This window comes from Actinomycetospora corticicola, from assembly GCF_013409505.1.
GTDB classification, from domain to species: Bacteria; Actinomycetota; Actinomycetes; order Mycobacteriales; family Pseudonocardiaceae; genus Actinomycetospora; species Actinomycetospora corticicola.
In genome coordinates this window covers 3,187,252-3,205,421 of sequence record NZ_JACCBN010000001.1, presented here as the reverse complement: position 1 = coordinate 3,205,421, position 18,170 = coordinate 3,187,252, and the positions used below count along the sequence as shown (strand labels likewise).

Below are 18,170 nucleotides of genomic sequence, written 5' to 3'. Positions count from 1 at the left end.
CCGCCGACCGCTTTGTCAGCCGCGTGCCACCGCTGACGTCGAGTGTCAGCAGCCCGCCACGCTCGCTCCGGCGTCGGTGGCCGATCCGTGTCACCGGACGCGTCGATGGCGCCATCGACGCACGGCTGGTCGACCGCGATCACCGGAACGTCGCGGATCCAGGTCCCGGGCGGGGCGGGCCGGTCGAGCGGGTGCCCAGTGCGGTTGCGTCGGGGGCCCGACGGCACCGGACATCCGGTGATCAGTGGAGGAGCACGTCCAGGACCGGTTCCAGCAGGCCCTTGCGGGGGAGGCGGTCGCTGACGAGGTCCCGCTCGAGGGCGTCCAGGTCCACGAGCCGGCCGCCGGCGGTGAGGCTGCTCCCGTCGGTGCCCCAGTGGCCCGAGGTCACCGTTCCCGACGACGGGACGGTGGTGGTCGGGCGCGACGACCCCCGGCCCGGGGTTCCGCCGGAGCCGGGCGACCCGCCGGAGCCCGGGGAACCGTGTGAGCGCGGGGGACCGTCGGAGCGCGGGGGACCGTCGGAGCCGGGCGACCCGTCAGGGCGAGGGGACCCCTCGGACCATCTCGCACCGGGGTCCCGACCGGCCGCGTCGGCCGACCCCGCACGGGCGCCCGACCCCGCGTCGGCCGACCCCGCGCGGACGCCCGACCCCATGCCGGGCGACCTCGCGGAGCCCGTCCCCGCAGCGCCGGACCCCGGGCCCGGCGCCGACCCGCCGTCGGGAACGGGCGCGGGAGCGGGCGGCGGGACCGGCACCGACCCGACGTCGGGAAGGAGGACCGCGGGGGGAGCGGCGACGGGGGTGTCCGGGCCGACCGCGGTGAGCGCGGTCGCGGTGGCGATGCCGAGTCCCGCGAGGCCGACGACGGCCGCCCCGAGGCGCCGGGAGCGCGGGACCTCCGCGGTGCGGGTGAGGCCGCCGAGCGCGCCGAGCACCCCGACGACGCCGCTCCCGGCGACGACCAGCTCGGCGGTGCCCGGGACCCACACGCCCTGCCGTGCGGCGAGGTACCCGACGAGGGCCGCCCCGAGGACCATGGGCGCGATCGCCGTGCGCACGATCCCGGAGTTCACCTCGCGCAGTTCCGCCGCGAGGGCCCGGCACTCGGCGCACTCGCGCAGGTGCTCCTCGACCTTCACGGCGTCCCGCTTGGAGAGCCCGCCGCGGGTCCAGGCGCCGAGCTTCTCCTCGGTCTCCCGGTGCCTGCGGTCCTTCGGCGGCGCCCCGGGCCCACCGCCGGAGAGGTGTTCCTGCAGGTAGGCCTGGCGCAGCCCCTCGCGGGCGCGGTACCCGAGGGCGGAGACGGCGTTCGGGGTGAGGCCGAACAGCGGGGCGATGTCGGCGGGCGAGTCGCCCTCGACCTCGAGGTGCCAGAGGACGGCCTGCCAGCGTTCGGGGAGGGTCGCGAAGGCGCGGGCGGCGAGCGAGCGTTCGAGGCCGGCGACGGCGGGGTCGGCGAACGGCACGACCGTGCGTGCGGGGTCCACGCCGACGACCTCGCCCATGTCCTCGGTGAGGTCGAGGCGGCGCTCGGCGCGGGTGCGGTCGTAGGCGAGGTGGCGCAGCGAGGTCAGCAGGTAGGCACGGAACGCCTCGGTGGGGCCACCGCCCGCGCGCAGGATCTCGAGGAGGCGGGCGAACGCGGCGGAGACCAGGTCGTCGGCGTCGGCGGGGGAGCGCGCCAGCTGCCGGGCGAGGGCGCGTGCGGCGTCGCGGTGGCGGTCGTAGAGGGTGCCGAAGGCGACGGTCGACTCGGTGTCGGCGGGGCGGCCGCGGATGACGGCGAGGAGGTCGGCGTCACTGGGCCCGGGCAGGCCGGAGCCCGCCGCGACATCGCCGACATCGGCCATCTGGGCGCACCTCCCCCCTCCGCGACGAGTCTGCGGCCGATTCGGGGAGGATCCCGGCAGTGTCACCGTCACGGATGACCGTCTCGCGCGTCGCCAGGGGGAGAGCCGACGACGACCGGGCGGATCGACACCGTCGGTCACCGGACGACCCGACGGTGGATCGGCGGCACGAACGACGGTGGAGGTGCGTGGGATGACGCTCGCGGACGAGCGCAGGGACGAGGCGGTCGACGACGTACCCGTCGGCGCCGATCCCGAGCCCCTCGCCCGCGGCGCCGGCGTCGGTCGCCCGGGACCCGGGCACGCGGCGCTCCGGGAGCGCTGGTTCGCGTGCAGCAACGCCCTCGGGTGGTCGGTGGCGAGCGAGTGGCCCGACCCGGCGGTCGACGAGGTCTGCGACGTCGTCCTCTCCGGCCGGGTCGGCCCGCCGCTGGAGCGTGCCCTGACCCGCTGGGCGGGGGCCCGCGCCGCCGCCGGGATCGGGCTCGACGAGACGCTGTCCGATCTCGCGGCCCTGCACACCGCGGTGAGCGGTGCCCTGGGGGCTCTCGGGGAGCGTCGCCGCCTGGGCCTGCCGGGGGCCGAGGGCTCGCGGCTGGTCCGCGTGGTGTCGCTGGGCTGGACCGACGTGGCCTGCGGGGATCTCTCCGAGGCGGCCGCCCTCGACCCGCTCTCGGGCCTGGCCAGTGCCCGCTACCTGCGGACCCGGCTCGCCGAGGTCTACCGGGCGGCCCGCGCGCACGGGACGTCGGTGGGGGACCGGTACGCCCTCGTCGTCGTCACGCTGCAGGTCGCCGGCTGGTCGCGGGTCGCGCCGCTGACCGTAGCCGGGGACGCGGCCGCGGTCGTGTTCGACGCCGGGGAGACGATCGCGGTGGTCGGCCGGTCCACCGTCGTGGTGCTCGCGCCGCGCGAGGGCCTCGCCGCCCGCGTCCGGGTGCTGCGCGGGATGCTGGCGCGCCGGCTCGCGGGCGCCTCCGGGGTCATGGGCGCACCGAGCGCCCGCATCGTCGCCCTGCCCGCCTCCCTCGACGGGGTGGGCGACACCCTCGCCAAGCTGCGCGACGCGGAACCCGCCGTGCCGCGGCGGGACCGGATCCTCGGGTTCGACGTCCCGGTGATCGCCCCGGAGGGCGACCCCGACGGGGTCGACGACTAGATTTCCCGGCCGTGGAGGAGCGCACCGGCCTGCCCGTCGTCGCCATGGTCGGCGGCGGCCAGCTCGCCCGCATGACCCACCAGGCCGCGATCGCGCTCGGCCAGACCCTGCGGGTGCTGGCCACCTCGCCCGACGAGGCCGCGGCGATGGTCACCCCCGAGGTGCAGATCGGCGACCACCGCGACCTCGGGGCGCTGCGCCGTGTGGCCGAGGGCGCCGAGGCGCTGACGTTCGACCACGAGCACGTCCCCGGCGAGCTGCTCGCCGCGCTCGCCGCCGACGGCGTCACGGTGCACCCCGGGCCGGAGGCGCTGCTCCACGCCCAGGACAAGCTCGTGATGCGCCGCCGCCTCGCCGAGCTCGGCGAGCCGATCCCGCCGTTCGCGGAGGTGACCTCGGCCGCCGACCTCGAGGCGTTCGCCGCCGAGCACGGCTGGCCCGTGGTGCTCAAGGCCGCCCGCGGGGGGTACGACGGCCGCGGGGTGTGGGTCGTCGACTCCGCCGCGGAGGCCGGGCCGTTGGTGGCCGAGCTGCTCGGGGCGGGCACGCCGCTGCTCGCCGAGGTGAAGGTCGAGCTGGCGCGCGAGCTCGCCGTCGTGCTGGCCCGGTCGCCGTTCGGGCAGGCCGCGGTCTACCCCGCCGTCGAGACCGTGCAGCAGGACGGCATCAACACCGAGGTCCTCGCGCCCGCGCCCGGGCTGTCCGAGGACCTCGCGGAGGAGATCGAGGAGCTCGCACTCCGGATCGCCGCCGCCACGGGGGTCGTGGGCCTGCTCGCCGTCGAGCTCTTCGAGACCCCCGCCGGCGAGGTGCTGGTCAACGAGCTCGCCATGCGACCGCACAACTCGGCGCACTGGTCGATGGACGGGGCCGTCACCGGGCAGTTCGAGCAGCACCTGCGGGCCGTGCTCGACTACCCGCTGGGCTCCACGGCGACCCTGCGCCCGGCGTGCGTGATGGCGAACGTGCTGGGCGGTGACCCGGTGCCGTCCACCGGTCCCGACGAGCGCCTGCACCACACCTTCGCCCGGTTCCCCGAGGCGCGGGTGCACCTCTACGGCAAGTCCGAACGGCCGGGCCGCAAGCTCGGGCACGTGACGATCACCGGTGACGACATGGCCGAGGTCCGCCGGCGCGCCCGGCTGGCCGCCGACCACCTCGCCACCGGGATCTGGACCGACGGATGGAGTGCGCACTAGATGTCTTCTGCCGAGCTCGTTCCCGGTCAGGCCGTCGCGACGACGGATTCCGCGCAGGTCTCGGACGCGCGGCTGCCCCCGCTCGTGGGCATCGTCATGGGGTCGGACTCCGACTGGCCGACGATGCAGGCCGCCGCGACGGCCCTCGACGAGTTCGGGGTGCCGTGGGAGGCGCGCGTGCTCTCGGCCCACCGCACCCCGCGGGCGATGCTCGAGTGGTCGGAGTCGGCGGCGTCGCGCGGGCTGCGCGTGGTCGTCGCGGGCGCGGGCGGGGCGGCGCACCTGCCGGGCATGGTCGCGGCGGCGACGGTGCTCCCGGTGATCGGCGTGCCCGTGCCGCTCAAGCACCTCGACGGCATGGACTCGCTGCTCTCCATCGTGCAGATGCCGGCGGGCGTCCCGGTCGCGACGGTCTCGATCGGCGGCGCCCGCAACGGCGGCCTGCTCGCCGTCCGCATCCTCGCCGCGGCCGACGCCGGGCTCGCCGCGCGCATGGCCGACTTCCAGGCCGACCTGCGCACCTCGGTCGCGGGGAAGGACGAGGCGGTCCGCAAGCTCGGGCCGGGTTCTTCCTCGTCCTGACGGCGGGTCGGTCCCCTCACCCCGTGGCAGCGGAGCGTCGTCGCTGTCATCCCGTGGCAGGTCCGCCACGTCGTCGACCCGGTCCGTCGTCGCGAGAGTGACATGGGGCAGGCGCGCGGGCCGGCGGACCTGCCTGGCGTGCACCTCGCGGTCAGCGCCCGGCGCCCGACCTCGGGCGCGAGAGCCATCCCACGAACGGTAGGACGTCCAACCATCGAGTTGTACCGTGGGTCACGAGTGAGTTTCGGTTGGGAGGAGTACGCGGTGAACCCGGAGTTCGACGTCTACGACCTGGGCGAGGAGCGCGCTGCGCTGCGGGAGGCGATCCGCGCGCTGAGCGAGAAGGAGATCGCGCCGTTCGCGGCGGAGGTCGACCAGCAGGCCCGGTTCCCGCAGGAGGCCCGTGACGCGCTGACCGCGTCCGGCTTCCACGCCATCCACATCCCCGAGCGCTACTCCGGCGAGGGCGCCGACTCGATCGTCGCCTGCATGGTGATCGAGGAGGTCGCGCGCGTCGACGCGTCGGCCTCGCTGATCCCCGCGGTGAACAAGCTCGGCTCGATGCCGATCATCCTGTCCGGCTCCGAGGAGCTGAAGCAGGAGGTCCTGCCGACCATCGCGGGCGGCCAGGCGATGATCAGCTACGCGCTCTCCGAGCGCGAGGCCGGCTCCGACACGGTCTCCATGCGCACCCGGGCCCAGCAGGACGGGGACGACTGGGTCCTCAACGGCACCAAGTGCTGGATCACCAACGGCGGCATCTCCGACTGGTACACGGTGATGGCGAAGACCGACCCCGACAAGGGCGCCAACGGCATCTCGGCCTTCGTGGTCCACAAGGACGACCCCGGCTTCTCGGTCGGCCCGAAGGAGCACAAGCTCGGCATCAAGGGCTCGCCCACCACCGAGATCTACTTCGAGAACTGCCGCATCCCCGGTAGTCGCATCATCGGCGAGCCCGGCACCGGTCTGAAGACCGCGTTCGCGACCCTGGACCACACCCGCCCGACCATCGGCGCGCAGGCCGTCGGCATCGCGCAGGGCGCGCTCGACGCGGCCGTCGAGTACGTCAAGGACCGCAAGCAGTTCGGCAAGGCCGTCGCCGAGTTCCAGGGCGTCCAGTTCATGCTCGCCGACATGGCGATGAAGATCGAGGCGGCCCGTCACCTCGTCTACGTCGCCGCGGCCAAGGCCGAGCGCGGCGAGAAGAACATCGGGCTCGTCGCGTCCGCCTCGAAGTGCTTCGCCTCGGACGTCGCGATGGAGGTGACGACGGACGCCGTGCAGCTGTTCGGCGGCGCCGGCTACACCACCGACTTCCCGGTCGAGCGCATGATGCGCGACGCCAAGATCACGCAGATCTACGAGGGCACGAACCAGATCCAGCGCATGGTCATGGGCCGCCAGGTCCTGCGCGGCTGAGTCAGAGCCGCCCGCTGACCTTCTCGGCCCCGGCCCGCCGGTCGAGGGCCGAGAGGTCGGCGTGGCGCACCTGCACGAGGGACCCGCCGGCCGCGAGGACGGCGAGCAGACCGTCCACCAGGCCGCCGTCGGCCGTCACCGGCCAGTCGGCCGTGGACAGCAGCCGCGTGTCGGAGCCGTAGCCGAGCTCCGCCGCCCGCCGTCGGGACAGCTCCACGAGCTCGTCGACGGTCACGTCGCCGAGCGCCGGATCGGTCCCGGGCACCGGCTCCGGCGTGAAGTGGTCGCCGTGCATCCGGACCTCGCTCGCGTAGTCGACCGCATCGGCCGGCAGGTCCGCGAGCGGGCGTCCGAAGGCGTCGAGGGAGAACCCGACGACCAGGTCGGCGGGGACGTCGAGGTGCTCGGCGTCGACGAGGGCGACCGCCGCGTCGGCGTCGACGAGCCGCGCCCCGCACCACCACGCGCCCAGCAGCGCGACAGCCTTCTGCCAGTGCGCGGGCAGCGCCACCGACACCCGCGTCCCCGGCTCGACGTCGCACTCGTCGCGCAGCAGGTTCGCGGTCTTCGCCACCCAGTTCGCGAGGGTCTCGCCGGAGAACTCGAGACGCTCGCCGGTCGCGTCGTCGTAGAACGTGATCAGCGGACGGCGGGCGTCGGCGGCGAGGACGGGGGCCAGTAGGGCGTCGGTGACGGTCATCGGGCGGCGAGCCTAGTCGGCGCTCAGTTGACGCAGGGGATCCCGTCCGCGCTGATGGGCGGCTGCGGGGGCGGCGGCGGCGCGCTGTTCGCGCTGTCGGACGGCGCGACGACCGCACCCGGTCCGCGGTAGTCGGAGGCGAGGACCACCTGCGTGGAGTTCGGCGCGACCGAGGGGTCCGCCCGCGTGGGCAGGCCGCCCAGCGCGCGGGCGACGACCCCGGCCCCGGCGTCCCCGCCCGGCCCGAAGAGCACGGTCGAGGTGGTCGCCGTCTGGTCCGCGTTGCCGGAGCGCAGCTGCGTGTAGCCCTGGGCGCCGAGGATCTGCACCACCCGGGCGGCCGCTCCGCCGGTGCCCGAGGCGTTGCGGACGTCGACCGGGATCTGGGCCGGGGCGGGACCGGTCGGGACGACCGGGGCGTCCTCCGGGCCGATCGCGTCGGCGACGAACCGGCGGACCTCGCTCTGGTTCACCTTCAGCGCGTCCCCGACGGCGGTGCTCACCCCGCCCTCGGTGGGGATCGTCATGAAGGTGACGGAGCCGCCGCTGACGCCCTGCATCTGCTGCGCGAAGCCCAGCAGGTCCCAGCCGCCGTCGAGGACCACCGACTGCTTCACCGACTCGAGCAGCCGACCGAGGGTGATCGGGTCGGCGAGGGTGCCCGCGGAGAGCACCTTGTGCGAGAGCCCGGCGAGGAAGGCCTGCTGGCGGCGCACGCGGTCGAGGTCGCCCATCGGCAGGCCGTGCCGTTGGCGCACGAAGGCGAGCGCGTCACGCCCGCTCACCGAGCGCGGGCCGGCCGCGAAGTGGGCGCCGGAGAAGTCGTCGTCCACCGCGTTCTTGAGACAGACGTCGACGCCGCCGATCGCGTTGGTCAGGTTGAAGAAGCCGAGCAGGTTGATCTCGGCGTAGTGGTCGACCCCGATGCCCGTGAGCTCCTGCACGGTCTCGATGAGCGCCGCGCGGCCGGCCTCGGAGGAGCGGACGTCGACGTCGCGCGGGTCGGAGTCGCCGCCGTTGACCAGCTGCTGGGCCATCGCGGCCTTCGCACCCGGGTAGACCGAGTTCAGCTTGCCCTTGGCGAACTGCCCGGGGATCGACACGTAGCTGTCGCGGGGCAGGGAGAAGGCGACCGCGCGGCTGCCGTCGTTGGGCACCCGCACCAGGATCATCGAGTCGGTGTTCAGCTCGCCGTCGGCCGACCCGGCGTCGAGCTCCGCGAGCACGTCGCGCGGGAGCGGGTTGCCCTGGGCGTCGTTGCGGCTGTCGGTGCCGACGAGCAGCACGTCGGTGGCGCCGTCGGCGGCGGTGCCCTTCATCGCGAGGGCGCCCGAGGTCGCGAAGCTGCCCGACAGCGCCGCCCAGGCGGTCCCGCTCACGGCGAGGATCAGCACCGACGCGACGGTGACCGCGATGCGCAGCATGCGCCAGGGACGGCGGCGGTCGGCCCCGGTGGGCGGGGGACCGGGGCGCGACGGCGGGCCGGGGCGGGCCGGAGCCGGGCGCGGGCGGGCCGGGGGCGGTCCGGGCGGTCGCCCGCCCGGGGCCCGGGCCGGGCCCTCGCGCAGGGCCACCGACGACGGGGGCCGTCCGATGCCGGGAGCAGCGGCGGCTGCGCCGCCGGCCGGCGCTCCGCCGGACGGGCGCATCTCGCGGAGGTCGCCGCGGCGCAGACGCGCCCCCGGGCCTGCCGGAGGGGGCGGGGCCGGGCGGGACGGCGGGGACTCGCGGCGCCGCTCGCCGTCGGGACGTCCCGCGGAGGGCCCGAACCGGCGCGCGGGATCGCGACGGGGGCGGTCACGGTCATCCACGTGGCGCCTCCCCTCACGGTCTGAAGTCAGCGGCGGTGTCGAGTGTCGGTCACGGCGGCGGTCGATGGGGCCTCGTCGGAGACATCGACGTCTCCGGTGCCCGGCTCAAGGGCAGGCTAGACGGGCTCACCCGGCTTTCGCGGGCACCACCCGTTCGGACCCGCCACGGCGCGTCGGAGGATGACACACCATCACCCGGCCGGAGCGGTCGGGATCGATCTTCGGAGGCTGCGGATGCGGTGGATGGTGACGGGAGCGGGCGGGGCGCTCGGCACGGACCTCGTCCGGGAGCTGACCGCGAGCGGTGAGCGGTTCCGGGCGTTCGTGCGGGCCGACCTCGACATCACCGACGCCGGGGCGGTCGAGGCCGCGGTCGGCGACTGGGCCGGCGGCGTCGACGAACCCGCCGTCCTGCTCAACGCGGCCGCCTTCACCGCGGTCGACCTCGCCGAGACCGACGCGGACGCGGCCCGGGCCGCGCACGCGGTGAACGCCGACGCCCCCGGCCTGCTCGCCGCGGCCTGCGCCCGGCACGGCGCACGGCTGGTGCACGTCTCCACCGACTACGTGTTCGACGGGAGCGGGCCGGAGGGCCGACCCGGCGCGGGCTACGAGCCCGACGACCGGACCGGCGCCCGCAGCGTCTACGGACGCACGAAGGAGCTCGGCGAGCAGCGGGTGCGCGACGCCCTCGACGCCCACCACGTGGTCCGGACGGCCTGGGTCTACGGCGACACCGGCAGCAACTTCGTCGCGGCGATGGTCCGCCTGGCCGGGCAGCGCGACACCCTCGACGTCGTCGACGACCAGCACGGGTCGCCGACGTGGTCGGCGGACCTGGCGGCCGGCCTCGTGGCGCTGGGGCGCTCCGACGCACCGTTCGGCACCCTCCACGCGACCGGCGGCGGCGCCACCACCTGGTGCGGCTTCGCGCGGGCCGTGTTCGCCGAGCTCGGGGCCGACCCGGAGCGCGTGCACGGGTGCAGCACCGACCAGTTCCCCCGGCCCGCGCCGCGTCCGGCCTGGTCCGTGCTCTCCCCGGCCGCCTGGACGGCCGCCGGACTCGCGCCGTTGCCCGACTGGCGCGACGCGCTGCACACCGCCGTCGAGCGCCATCCGGAGCTGCTCAGCCGCTGACGGAGCAGGGAAGCCCGCCCGGCGCAGTCACGGAGTGACGGTGATCGTTCGGGCGCGGACCGAAGATTTTTCCGGGCCTGTCGGCGACGGGGCGTCACCTCTCGGCGCGACACGCGTTGAGCTCGTATGGCGTTGGAGACGGTGCTGCTCGCCCTCCTGGGCGTGGTCGCGGTCGGGCTCGTGATCGACGCGGGCCGGGAGCGGCACCGGCTGCGCGCCCGGATGGACCGCGCCACGCGCCGGGTCGTCGCCCCGCCGCCTCCGCGCGTCGCCCCGCCCGCGCGCCCGGCGCCCAACACCGGCGGCCTCGGCCCGGGCTCGTGGCAGTACTGGCCGGTCGCCCTGCCGGCGACCGACGAGACGCGTCGCTAGACCCTCCCGCGGGCCCGTCGGTAGCCGGCGGCCAGGATGGGCCGCATGCCGAGCCCGACCTCGACCTCCGGGGACGGCCTCGCCGTCGTCGTCGTGACCTACTCGCCGGGTGACTCGCTCCCCGCGTTCCTCGACTCCCTGGCCGGGGCGACCACGCGTCGCCCCACCGTGGTGCTGGCCGACAACGGCTCGGTGGACGGCGCGCCCGAGGCGGCGGCCGCGGCGGGCCGGGCGCAGCTGCTGCCGATGGGGGAGAACCTCGGGTACGGCGCCGCCGCGAACCGTGCGGTCGCCGGCCTGCCGCCGGACGTCGGGTGGGTCCTGGTGTCCAACCCCGACATCGTCCTCGGCCCCGAGGCGCTCGACCGGCTCCTCGCCGCGGCCGACCGGTGGCCCCGTGGGGGAGCGTTCGGCCCGCTCATCCGCACCGACGACGAGGTCTACCCGTCGGCGCGCCTGGTCCCGTCGCTGGGGCGGGGCGTGGGGCACGCCGTGTTCGGCACCGTGTGGCCCGCCAACCCCTGGACCCGCTCCTACCGTCAGGAGGGGTCGGTCGCCGAACGGACCGCCGGATGGCTCTCGGGCTCGTGCGTGCTCCTGCGGCGCGAGGCCTGGGAGTCGGTGGACGGGTTCGACCCGCGCTTCTTCATGTACTTCGAGGACGTCGACCTCGGGGACCGGCTCGGCCGCGCCGGCTGGCTGAACGTGTACGTCCCGGACGCCGAGGTGGTGCACACCGGCGGGCACGCGACGGAGGCCGACGTGCCGACCTCGGCCCGCATGCTCCGCGAGCACCACCGCAGCGCCTACCGGTTCCTCGCCGACCGCTACCGGGGCCGCCGGTGGGCGCCGCTGCGGGGCGTGCTGCGCGCGGCCCTCGGGGTCCGGGCGCGCTGGAGCACCCGCCACGCGGCCTGATCGCCGCCCCGCTGGGGCAGGAAAGCGTCGTTGCTGTCACCCAGTGACGGCAACGACGCTTTCCTGTCACGAGGGGAGGGCCGGTCAGCGGCGGAAGAGGCGCTTCCAGAACGGGAGCTTGACGCCCACCGGCGGGGTGGTGGGGGAGTCGTCCGGCCGTGGCTGGTCGCCGCGGGGTCGGTCCTGCGCGGGGAACGGCGCCGTGGGCGGCCGGGTCGCGGAGGTGCGGACGGTCGGTGCCTCGGCCGGGACCGGGCGCAGGGAGACGGGATCGGACATCTCCACCGGGGTGGTCTCCGGTTCCCGCGGAGTCCAGCCGGGGGGTTGGCGGTGCCGCCCGTCCTGGTGGTGCAGTGCCCCGGGAGACGGCCTGGTGTGGCGCTGCGTCACCGCATCGTCGCTCGAACGGAGGGCCGACTGGGGGATCATCTGCGTGGCCGACGCGTCGAAGGGTGACTGCGCGCTGTCAGGAGTCACCACGGTGGCGTTGCGCTGCTGCGCCCGGGCGATAGCCTCCTGGGCGCGGTCCCACGCGTTCGACGGCTCCACCACGCTTCTCCTGCCCTGCTCCCGGCGACGGATAGGGCGTCCGGTGGGCCCCGACGGACCCGGACCGGTGACATCCGAGTGGAGCTCAGACTAGCGCCCGGACGCGACGCCGTCGTCACGCCGGGGCGCGGGACGTACCCAGGAGGGCACGAACGTGACGAGTACGGGGGGAACGGCCGAGGGCACCGCGGCGGTGGTGCTCGTCGGCGGGCAGGGCAGCCGGTTGCGCCCGCTGACGTCCTCGACGCCGAAGCCGATGCTGCCGACCGCGGGGGTGCCGTTCATCGGCCACCTCCTCTCGCGGATCGCCGCCGCCGGCATCCGCCGGGTGGTGCTGGGCACCAGCTACCGGGCCGAGGTGTTCGCCGACTACCTGGGCGACGGCTCGGCCTTCGGGCTCGATCTCGAGTGCGTGCCGGAGCCCGAGCCGCTCGGCACCGGCGGCGGCATCCGCCACGCCGCGGCCGCGCTCGACCCGGCGTTCGAGGAGGTCATGGTCTTCAACGGCGACATCCTGTCCGGGGTGGACCTGGGCGCCGTGCTCGCCGAGCACCGGGCGGCGGACGCGGACGCCACGCTGCACCTCGTGCGCGTGCCCGACCCCACCGCCTTCGGGTGCGTGCCGACGGACGCGAGCGGCCGGGTCGAGGCCTTCCTGGAGAAGACGCTCAACCCGCCGACCGACCAGGTCAACGCCGGGTGCTACGTGTTCCGGCGGGCGGTGATCGACGCGATCCCCGAGGGGCGGCCGGTCAGCGTCGAGCGCGAGACCTTCCCCGGCCTCCTGCGCGAGGGGCGCCGGCTGCAGGGCCACGTCGAGTCCTCCTACTGGCTCGACCTCGGCACGCCCGCCGCGTTCGTGCGCGGCTGCGCCGACCTCGTGCAGGGCATCGCCCCGACGTCGGCGCTGCCCGGCCCGATCGGCACCTCCCTGCTGCTCGACGGCGCCAAGACGGCCGCGACGGCGTCGGTGTCCGACGGCACCACCCTCGGCCGCGACGTCGTCGTCGGGGACGGCTCCCGCGTCATCGGGTCGGTCGTGATGGACGGCGCCCGCATCGGCGACAACGTCGTCGTCACCCGCTCCGTCATCGGGCCGCGCGCCGTGATCGGCGACGAGACCGTGGTCAGCGACGCGGTGGTCGGGGACGACGTCACCATCGGTGCGAACTGCGAGCTGCGCGAGGGCGTGCGGCTCTGGCCCGGTCTGAGCATTCCCGACGGCGGTCTGCGATTCTCGGGGAGTGGCTGAGGCGGTACTGGAGGCGGGGCGGGCGGACGCGCAGCCCGATCGCACCCGCCGGTGGGAGCCGGACTACGTCCTCGACATCCCGGCCCTGGTCGGGCCGCTGCGGCACGGCCGGGGCGACCCGACGTGCCGCATCGACGAGACCGGCGTCGTCTGGCGCGTCGGCTCGACCCCGGCGGGCCCGGCGACCACCCGGATCCGCCGCGTCGGCGCCGAGGTCGTGGCCGACGCCTGGGGTGAGGGCGCCGACTGGGTGCTCGACGGGCTGCCCGCGCTGCTCGGCGCGGACGACGACGACGCCGGGTTCGTCGGCCACCACCCGCTCGTCGCCGACGCCCGGCACCGCCTACCCGGGTTGCGGCTCGGGGCCTGCGGCGCGGTGTGGGACCAGCTGTTCGCCGCGATCCTGGAGCAGAAGGTCACCGGCACCGAGGCCCACCGCTCCTGGCGCGAGCTGTGCTGGCGCTTCGGCGGGCCCGCGCCCGGCCCGGCGCCGCGCGGCATGCGCGTGCCGCCGACGCCGCGGGACACGAAGGCGATCCCCGACTGGGAGTGGCACAAGGCGGGGGTCGACCAGTCCCGGCGCCGCGCGATCCTGGCCTGCGCCACGGTCGCCCACCGGCTCGAGAAGGCGGTGGAGCTCCGCGGGGTCGAGGGACGCTCGCTGCTGCGCAAGGTCCCCGGCATCGGCGTCTGGACCGCGGCCGAGGTCGCCCAGCGGGCGTGGGGCGACCCCGACGCCGTCTCCATCGGCGACTTCCACATCCCGAGCACGGTCGGCTACGCGCTCGTCGGCCGGAAGCTCGACGACGCCGGGATGATGGAGGTGCTGGCCTGCTACGCGCCGCAGCGCCAGCGCGCGGTCCGCTACATCGAGGCGTCCGGCTTCCGCCGCCCCCGCTTCGGGCCGCGGTACTCCCCGCGCGACTTCCGGGAGTGGTGATGACCGGCTTCAGCGCCGGCGAGGTCGCCCGGGCGAGCGGCCTGCCGCTCGCCGCGCTGCGCCCCGGCCTCTGGTCCCGCGAGGACGTCGTCGACCTGCAACGCACGCTCCTGTGCCGCGAGCTCGGTCTTCCCGACGACGGGTGCGGCTCCGCCGTGGAGCTCCTGCCGCTGCTCGAGGCGGTCCGCGACCGGGTCGACCGGCAGATCGCGGGCGTCCGCGGCACGGCCGAGGGACGGCGGGACACCCCCGAGGAGATCCTCGAGGGCTTCGGTGAGCGGCTGCGGGTGGACCGCGACCTCGACGAGCTCGGGCTCGCGTGGGCCCGGACCTGGACCGCGGGCGAGCCGGTCGACTCCCCGGCGGCCCGGTCGGTGGCCGACCGGCACCGCGCGCTCGCCGGCCCGGACGTCAGCGAGACCCTCGCCGCCGTCCTCGACCGGCACGCGGCCGGCGTGGCCGCCTACGCCCGGGACGCGCTCGCCGTCGCCGGCTGAACAGCGGTGGCGGCGGACAGGGTGACGCGCAGCCTCACGGGCGTGCTGACGGCCCCGGCGGCGTGAGCACCGACCATGCGAACGCCACGTCGTCGGGCAGCTCCGCGAGGGGCCACCACCGCAGGTCGACCGACTCCTCGCTGCGCACCGCGGTCGCCCCCTCCGGAGCGCGGACCAGGTAGCGGACGTCGAGGTGGCGGGTGGGCACGCCGAGCGAGCAGGTCACCGGGTGCACGTCGAGGTGCACCGGCGCGGCCGAGATCTCCAGGCCGTCGATGCCGGACTCCTCGGTCGCCTCCCGGAGCGCCGCGGCACGCAGCGTCGGGTCGTCGGCCTCGATGTGCCCGCCGAGCTGCAGCCAGCGACCCACCCGCGGGTGCAGCGTGAGCAGGGTGTGCTCCCCGGCGGCGTCGACCACGAGCGCCGACGCCGTGAGGTGCCCCGGGACGCACGCCCGGGCGCACGCGTCCTCGCGCGCGGCCAGGAACGCGAGCAGGGCGTACCGGATCGCCGACTGGTCGGCGCTCGGTGCGTCCCACGCCCCGAGCACCGCCACGGCGTCGTCGTGCACCGGGCTCACCGCTCCACCAACCGGTCGTCGACGGTCGGCTCGCCACGCGGTGCGGGCGGCTCCGCGGGGTGGCCGACGGCGACCGCGCCGAGCGGCTCCCACGTCTCCGGCAGGTCCAGCACCGACCGCACGAGGTCGGCGGCGAAGATCGTCGAGCCCACCCAGCACGAGCCCAGGTCCTCCGCGGCGAGCGCGACGAGCAGGCCCTGCACCGCCGCCCCGCCGGCGACGGTGAACATCGTGTCCTCGCACGCGGACCGCCGGGCGTCGGGGTAGTCGTGCGACCCGCCGTCGGGACCCCGGACCAGGAAGGGCAGGACCAGCTCCGGCGCGCGGTACAGCAGGTCACCGCGGGCGAGGCGCTTCTCGACCTGGGCGGCGGTGAACCCGTCGTCGGAGAGGTCGGCGCGCCAGGCGGTGGCCATCGCGTCGAGGAGCTCCCGACGCCGGGCCGGGTCGCGCAGCCAGACGAACCGCACGGGCCGGGAGTGGTGCGGCGCGGGCGCGGTGAGGCCGGCGGCGACGGCGCGGCGCACCGCGTCCGGGTCGACGGGGTCCCCGCTGAACGCACGCACCGAGCGGCGGGCGGGGACCGCCTCCCGACGGCCCCGGGCGATCGCCTCGTTCGCGCCGAGCCAGAACAGGTCCTCCTCGACGGGGCGGACCAGCGCGCCCGCCGTCGGGCCGTCGCCGTGCAGGGCCCCGAGGCCCCGGACCACCGCGACCGGGACGCCGCCCAGCTTGCCCTTGACCAGGTCGGCGGCCGCCGCGATCTCGTCGGCGACCGCGACCTCGGTGACGAGCAGTTCGTTGCCCTGCCGGTCGACCGCGCCGCCGTAGCCGTGCAGCGCGACGAGCCCGGCCGAGCCGATGGCGGCGTCGGTCTGCCCGAGCCGCCAGCAGCGGCCCATCGTGTCGGTGACGACCACCGCGACGTCGACCCCCAGCGCGGTCGACAGGTCCTGCCGCAGCCGCGCCGCGGACCCGTCGGGGTCGACCGGGAGCAGCGCGACCTCGTCGGTCTCGACGTTGGAGCCGTCGACCCCGGCGGCGGCCTGCACGATCCCCAGCCGGTTGGTGACGATCTTCGTGCGGCCCTTGGTCGCGAGCAGCCGCACCGACTCGCCGTCGATCAGCCGGCGGCGGGCCGCGTCGCGCTCCTCCGGGTCGCTCGGAACGGTGACGAGCCGTCCCTCGACCTTCGAGAACACCTTGGAGGTGACGACGACGACGTCGCCGTCGGCCACCTGCCCCCGCAGGGCGTCGGTGAGCGCCGCGGCGAGGTCGTCCCCCGGGCGGAACTCGGGCAGCCCCGGGACGCCCCAGGCGGTGATGCCCCCGGTGGCGGCGTGGTCGGCCCGGACCTCAGACACCGAGCCCCACCAGGTCCATCGCCGCCCGGACCATCGCGGCGGTGGCCTCCGGGTCGGTCATCAGCAGCGGGACGGAGCGGACGGCCACCCCGGGCAGGTCAGCGGTGTCGTCGGAGTGCACGAGCCACCCGTCGAGCAGGCCACCGGCGGAGCGCGCCCCGTAGTGCCGCCCGACGCCCTCCGCGGAGACCTCGACGCCCACCGCGTCCAGGCACGCCTCGGCCATCCCGCGGACGGCGCGCCCGCCGATGATCGGGCTGATCCCGACGACGGGTGCGCGTGCCGCGGCGAGGGCCGCGCGGAGACCCGGGACGTCGACGATCGTCCCGACGCTGACGACGGGGTTGGACGGGGCGAGCAGCACCAGGTCGGCGTCGGCGATCGCCGCGAGGGCGGCCGGGGCGGCCGTCGCCGCGTCCCGGCCCACCGAGGCGAACCCGTGGGCGGGCGGGACGGCGCGGTAGCGGACCCACCACTCCTGGAAGTGGACCGCGCGCCGCTCGCCGGAGTCCGGGTCGTCGATCACCACGTGGGTCTCGATCCGGTCGTCGCTCGAGGGGATGAGCGCGACCCCGGGCCGCCACCGGTTGCACAGGGCCTCGGTGACCTGCGAGAGCGGGTAGCCGGCGCGCAGCATGCGGGTGCGCACGAGGTGGGTGGCGACGTCCCGGTCGCCCAGCCCGAACCACGTCGGGTCGGCGCCGTAGGCCTCCAGCTCGGCCTTCACCGACCACGTCTCCGCGGCCCGGCCCCAGCCCTTCCCGGTGTCGATGCCGCCGCCGAGGGTGTACATGCAGGTGTCGAGATCGGGACAGACCCGGAGCCCGTGCAGCCAGATGTCGTCCCCGACGTTGACCACCGCCGAGACGTCCGCGCCGTCCCCGAGGGCCGCCAGCACCCCCTGCAGGAACCGTGCGCCGCCGACGCCCCCGACCAGAACCGTGACCTTCACGCCGACGATCGTGCCCCGTGCCCCCGACAGCGTGCCGGGTCGGGGTACGACCCGGCGTCTCCGAAGGGACCCGCCTAGCGCTGCCAGAAGAAGAAGATCGAGCGGCCGGCCTCGGCGAGCGCCAGGTCGCCGCCCGTGCCGGAGTAGACGAACGAGGCGAACCCGAACAGCGCCTGCGCGGCGGGGGAGAACAGCAGCAGCACCACGAACAGCAGCAGCGGGGCGTACGGGGTGAACGGGGCGACCCGCTGCCGCGTGTGCTCGGAGAGGTAGGGGTCGAGGACGCCCCAGCCGTCCAGTCCCGGGATCGGCAGGATGTTCAGCACGAAGGCGAGCACCTGGATCAGGGCCAGGAAGGACAGCCCGGCGCCGAGGTAGACCGGCACCAGCGGGACCACGAGCGCCAGGAGCACGGCGAGGACGAGGTTGACCAGCGGGCCCGCGAGCGAGACGAGGCTCATCGCCCACCGGGCGCGCAGCGTGCCGCGGGCGATGTAGACCGCGCCGCCGGGCAGCGGGATGCCGCCGATGAGCAGGAACAGCACCGGCAGCACGAAGGTCAGGCCGGGGTTGGCGTACTTCGTGATGTCCAGCGTGAGGTAGCCGCGGGCCTTGACCCACGGGTCGCCGCAGCGGTGCGCGGTCAGGGCGTGGGCGAACTCGTGCAGGCACAGCGACACGCACCAGCCCGCCAGGATGATCATCACCACGCCGGCGGTGATCGCGATCTCGGAGGAGACGAGCGTGAGGACGCACCCCGCCACCGTCGCGGCGAGGAGCCCCAGGAAGATGGGGCTGGTCCGGGTCAGGCTCCCACCGGAGCGCAGGCTGGCCACGGACCCAGTGTCCCAGGTCGGGGGCCGCGAGGTGGCCACGCAGCG

General features: G+C 75.8%; 18 protein-coding genes. 10 read left to right on the top strand and 8 right to left on the bottom strand.

Annotated elements, in window-relative coordinates; genetic code table 11:
• Nucleotides 1-241: 241 nt before the first annotated feature.
• Nucleotides 242-1,855, bottom strand: a complete 1,614-nt coding sequence (locus BJ983_RS15520; protein WP_179794598.1) for a sigma-70 family RNA polymerase sigma factor — start codon at nucleotides 1,853-1,855, stop codon at nucleotides 242-244.
• A 193-nt stretch (nucleotides 1,856-2,048) separates the two neighbouring features.
• Between BJ983_RS15520 and BJ983_RS15515 the strand changes: the two genes are divergently transcribed.
• The 4 genes from BJ983_RS15515 to BJ983_RS15500 all read left to right on the top strand — a co-directional run bounded on the left by BJ983_RS15515 (nucleotide 2,049) and on the right by BJ983_RS15500 (nucleotide 6,217).
• The gene (locus BJ983_RS15515; RefSeq protein WP_179794597.1) at nucleotides 2,049-3,014 is read left to right on the top strand and encodes a GGDEF domain-containing protein; all 966 of its coding nucleotides are present in this window, start codon (nucleotides 2,049-2,051) and stop codon (nucleotides 3,012-3,014) included.
• Between the two features lie 11 nt (nucleotides 3,015-3,025).
• Nucleotides 3,026-4,213 (top strand): 5-(carboxyamino)imidazole ribonucleotide synthase, encoded by a 1,188-nt coding sequence (locus BJ983_RS15510; protein ID WP_179794596.1) that lies wholly within the window; start codon nucleotides 3,026-3,028, stop codon nucleotides 4,211-4,213.
• Between the two features lie 72 nt (nucleotides 4,214-4,285).
• Nucleotides 4,286-4,795, top strand: coding sequence for a 5-(carboxyamino)imidazole ribonucleotide mutase (gene purE / locus BJ983_RS15505; protein WP_179797878.1), 510 nt, complete (start codon nucleotides 4,286-4,288; stop codon nucleotides 4,793-4,795).
• Nucleotides 4,796-5,059: 264 nt separating this feature from the next.
• A complete protein-coding gene (locus BJ983_RS15500) occupies nucleotides 5,060-6,217 on the top strand; it encodes an acyl-CoA dehydrogenase family protein (RefSeq protein WP_179797876.1) in 1,158 nt (385 codons plus the stop codon).
• A 1-nt stretch (nucleotide 6,218) separates the two neighbouring features.
• Here the strand turns inward: BJ983_RS15500 and BJ983_RS15495 are convergent, their stop codons facing one another.
• Together BJ983_RS15495 and BJ983_RS32300 are read right to left on the bottom strand one after the other, a co-directional pair.
• Nucleotides 6,219-6,917 carry a TIGR03089 family protein gene (locus BJ983_RS15495; RefSeq protein ID WP_179794595.1) on the bottom strand — a complete coding sequence of 233 codons (699 nt, stop codon included), beginning with the start codon at nucleotides 6,915-6,917 and terminating at the stop codon, nucleotides 6,219-6,221.
• A 23-nt stretch (nucleotides 6,918-6,940) separates the two neighbouring features.
• Nucleotides 6,941-8,728, bottom strand: a complete 1,788-nt coding sequence (locus BJ983_RS32300; RefSeq protein WP_179794594.1) for an LCP family glycopolymer transferase — start codon at nucleotides 8,726-8,728, stop codon at nucleotides 6,941-6,943.
• Nucleotides 8,729-8,971: 243 nt separating this feature from the next.
• Here BJ983_RS32300 and rfbD point away from each other — a divergent pair, with 243 nt between their 5' ends.
• The 3 genes from rfbD to BJ983_RS15475 all read left to right on the top strand — a co-directional run bounded on the left by rfbD (nucleotide 8,972) and on the right by BJ983_RS15475 (nucleotide 11,155).
• On the top strand, nucleotides 8,972-9,865 hold the full coding sequence (rfbD, locus tag BJ983_RS15485) for a dTDP-4-dehydrorhamnose reductase (protein WP_218890294.1): 894 nt from the start codon (nucleotides 8,972-8,974) through the stop codon (nucleotides 9,863-9,865).
• A 126-nt stretch (nucleotides 9,866-9,991) separates the two neighbouring features.
• The gene (locus BJ983_RS15480; protein WP_179794592.1) at nucleotides 9,992-10,237 is read left to right on the top strand and encodes a hypothetical protein; all 246 of its coding nucleotides are present in this window, start codon (nucleotides 9,992-9,994) and stop codon (nucleotides 10,235-10,237) included.
• Nucleotides 10,238-10,273: 36 nt separating this feature from the next.
• Nucleotides 10,274-11,155 carry a glycosyltransferase family 2 protein gene (locus BJ983_RS15475; protein WP_179794591.1) on the top strand — a complete coding sequence of 294 codons (882 nt, stop codon included), beginning with the start codon at nucleotides 10,274-10,276 and terminating at the stop codon, nucleotides 11,153-11,155.
• An 84-nt stretch (nucleotides 11,156-11,239) separates the two neighbouring features.
• On the opposite strand, the gene BJ983_RS15470 is transcribed toward BJ983_RS15475, so the two are convergent.
• A complete protein-coding gene (locus tag BJ983_RS15470) occupies nucleotides 11,240-11,707 on the bottom strand; it encodes a hypothetical protein (RefSeq protein ID WP_179794590.1) in 468 nt (155 codons plus the stop codon).
• Between the two features lie 151 nt (nucleotides 11,708-11,858).
• Here BJ983_RS15470 and manB point away from each other — a divergent pair, with 151 nt between their 5' ends.
• The 3 genes from manB to BJ983_RS15455 are packed head-to-tail and all read left to right on the top strand — an operon-like array spanning nucleotide 11,859 to nucleotide 14,393.
• Nucleotides 11,859-12,956, top strand: coding sequence for a mannose-1-phosphate guanylyltransferase (gene manB, locus BJ983_RS15465; RefSeq protein WP_343054206.1), 1,098 nt, complete (start codon nucleotides 11,859-11,861; stop codon nucleotides 12,954-12,956).
• Nucleotides 12,949-13,896 carry a DNA-3-methyladenine glycosylase family protein gene (locus tag BJ983_RS15460; protein WP_343054205.1) on the top strand — a complete coding sequence of 316 codons (948 nt, stop codon included), beginning with the start codon at nucleotides 12,949-12,951 and terminating at the stop codon, nucleotides 13,894-13,896. Before manB ends, BJ983_RS15460 begins: the two co-directional genes overlap by 8 nt.
• On the top strand, nucleotides 13,896-14,393 hold the full coding sequence (locus BJ983_RS15455) for a MerR family transcriptional regulator (protein WP_179794589.1): 498 nt from the start codon (nucleotides 13,896-13,898) through the stop codon (nucleotides 14,391-14,393). The genes BJ983_RS15460 and BJ983_RS15455 overlap by 1 nt, the downstream gene beginning before the upstream one ends.
• Nucleotides 14,394-14,427: 34 nt before the next feature.
• Here BJ983_RS15455 and BJ983_RS15450 read toward each other — a convergent pair whose 3' ends face one another.
• The 4 genes from BJ983_RS15450 to BJ983_RS15435 all read right to left on the bottom strand — a co-directional run bounded on the left by BJ983_RS15450 (nucleotide 14,428) and on the right by BJ983_RS15435 (nucleotide 18,125).
• On the bottom strand, nucleotides 14,428-14,973 hold the full coding sequence (locus BJ983_RS15450) for an NUDIX hydrolase (RefSeq protein ID WP_179794588.1): 546 nt from the start codon (nucleotides 14,971-14,973) through the stop codon (nucleotides 14,428-14,430).
• On the bottom strand, nucleotides 14,970-16,337 hold the full coding sequence (locus tag BJ983_RS15445; RefSeq protein WP_179794587.1) for a coenzyme F420-0:L-glutamate ligase: 1,368 nt from the start codon (nucleotides 16,335-16,337) through the stop codon (nucleotides 14,970-14,972). Before BJ983_RS15445 ends, BJ983_RS15450 begins: the two co-directional genes overlap by 4 nt.
• Nucleotides 16,330-17,289: a 2-phospho-L-lactate transferase gene (cofD, locus tag BJ983_RS15440; protein ID WP_179794586.1), complete on the bottom strand. Its 960-nt coding sequence runs from the start codon at nucleotides 17,287-17,289 to the stop codon at nucleotides 16,330-16,332. The genes BJ983_RS15445 and cofD overlap by 8 nt, the downstream gene beginning before the upstream one ends.
• A gap of 74 nt (nucleotides 17,290-17,363) precedes the next feature.
• On the bottom strand, nucleotides 17,364-18,125 hold the full coding sequence (locus BJ983_RS15435; protein ID WP_179794585.1) for a site-2 protease family protein: 762 nt from the start codon (nucleotides 18,123-18,125) through the stop codon (nucleotides 17,364-17,366).
• Nucleotides 18,126-18,170: the final 45 nt, after the last annotated feature.

Coding starts and splice junctions, on each gene's coding strand:
- BJ983_RS15495 (WP_179794595.1), bottom strand. CDS start 6,917: ATGACCGTCACCGACGCCCTACTGGCCCCCGTCCTCGCCGCCGACGCC.
- rfbD (WP_218890294.1), top strand. CDS start 8,972: ATGGTGACGGGAGCGGGCGGGGCGCTCGGCACGGACCTCGTCCGGGAG.
- BJ983_RS15475 (WP_179794591.1), top strand. CDS start 10,274: ATGGGCCGCATGCCGAGCCCGACCTCGACCTCCGGGGACGGCCTCGCC.
- BJ983_RS15520 (WP_179794598.1), bottom strand. CDS start 1,855: ATGGCCGATGTCGGCGATGTCGCGGCGGGCTCCGGCCTGCCCGGGCCC.
- BJ983_RS15455 (WP_179794589.1), top strand. CDS start 13,896: ATGACCGGCTTCAGCGCCGGCGAGGTCGCCCGGGCGAGCGGCCTGCCG.
- BJ983_RS15515 (WP_179794597.1), top strand. CDS start 2,049: ATGACGCTCGCGGACGAGCGCAGGGACGAGGCGGTCGACGACGTACCC.
- BJ983_RS15480 (WP_179794592.1), top strand. CDS start 9,992: ATGGCGTTGGAGACGGTGCTGCTCGCCCTCCTGGGCGTGGTCGCGGTC.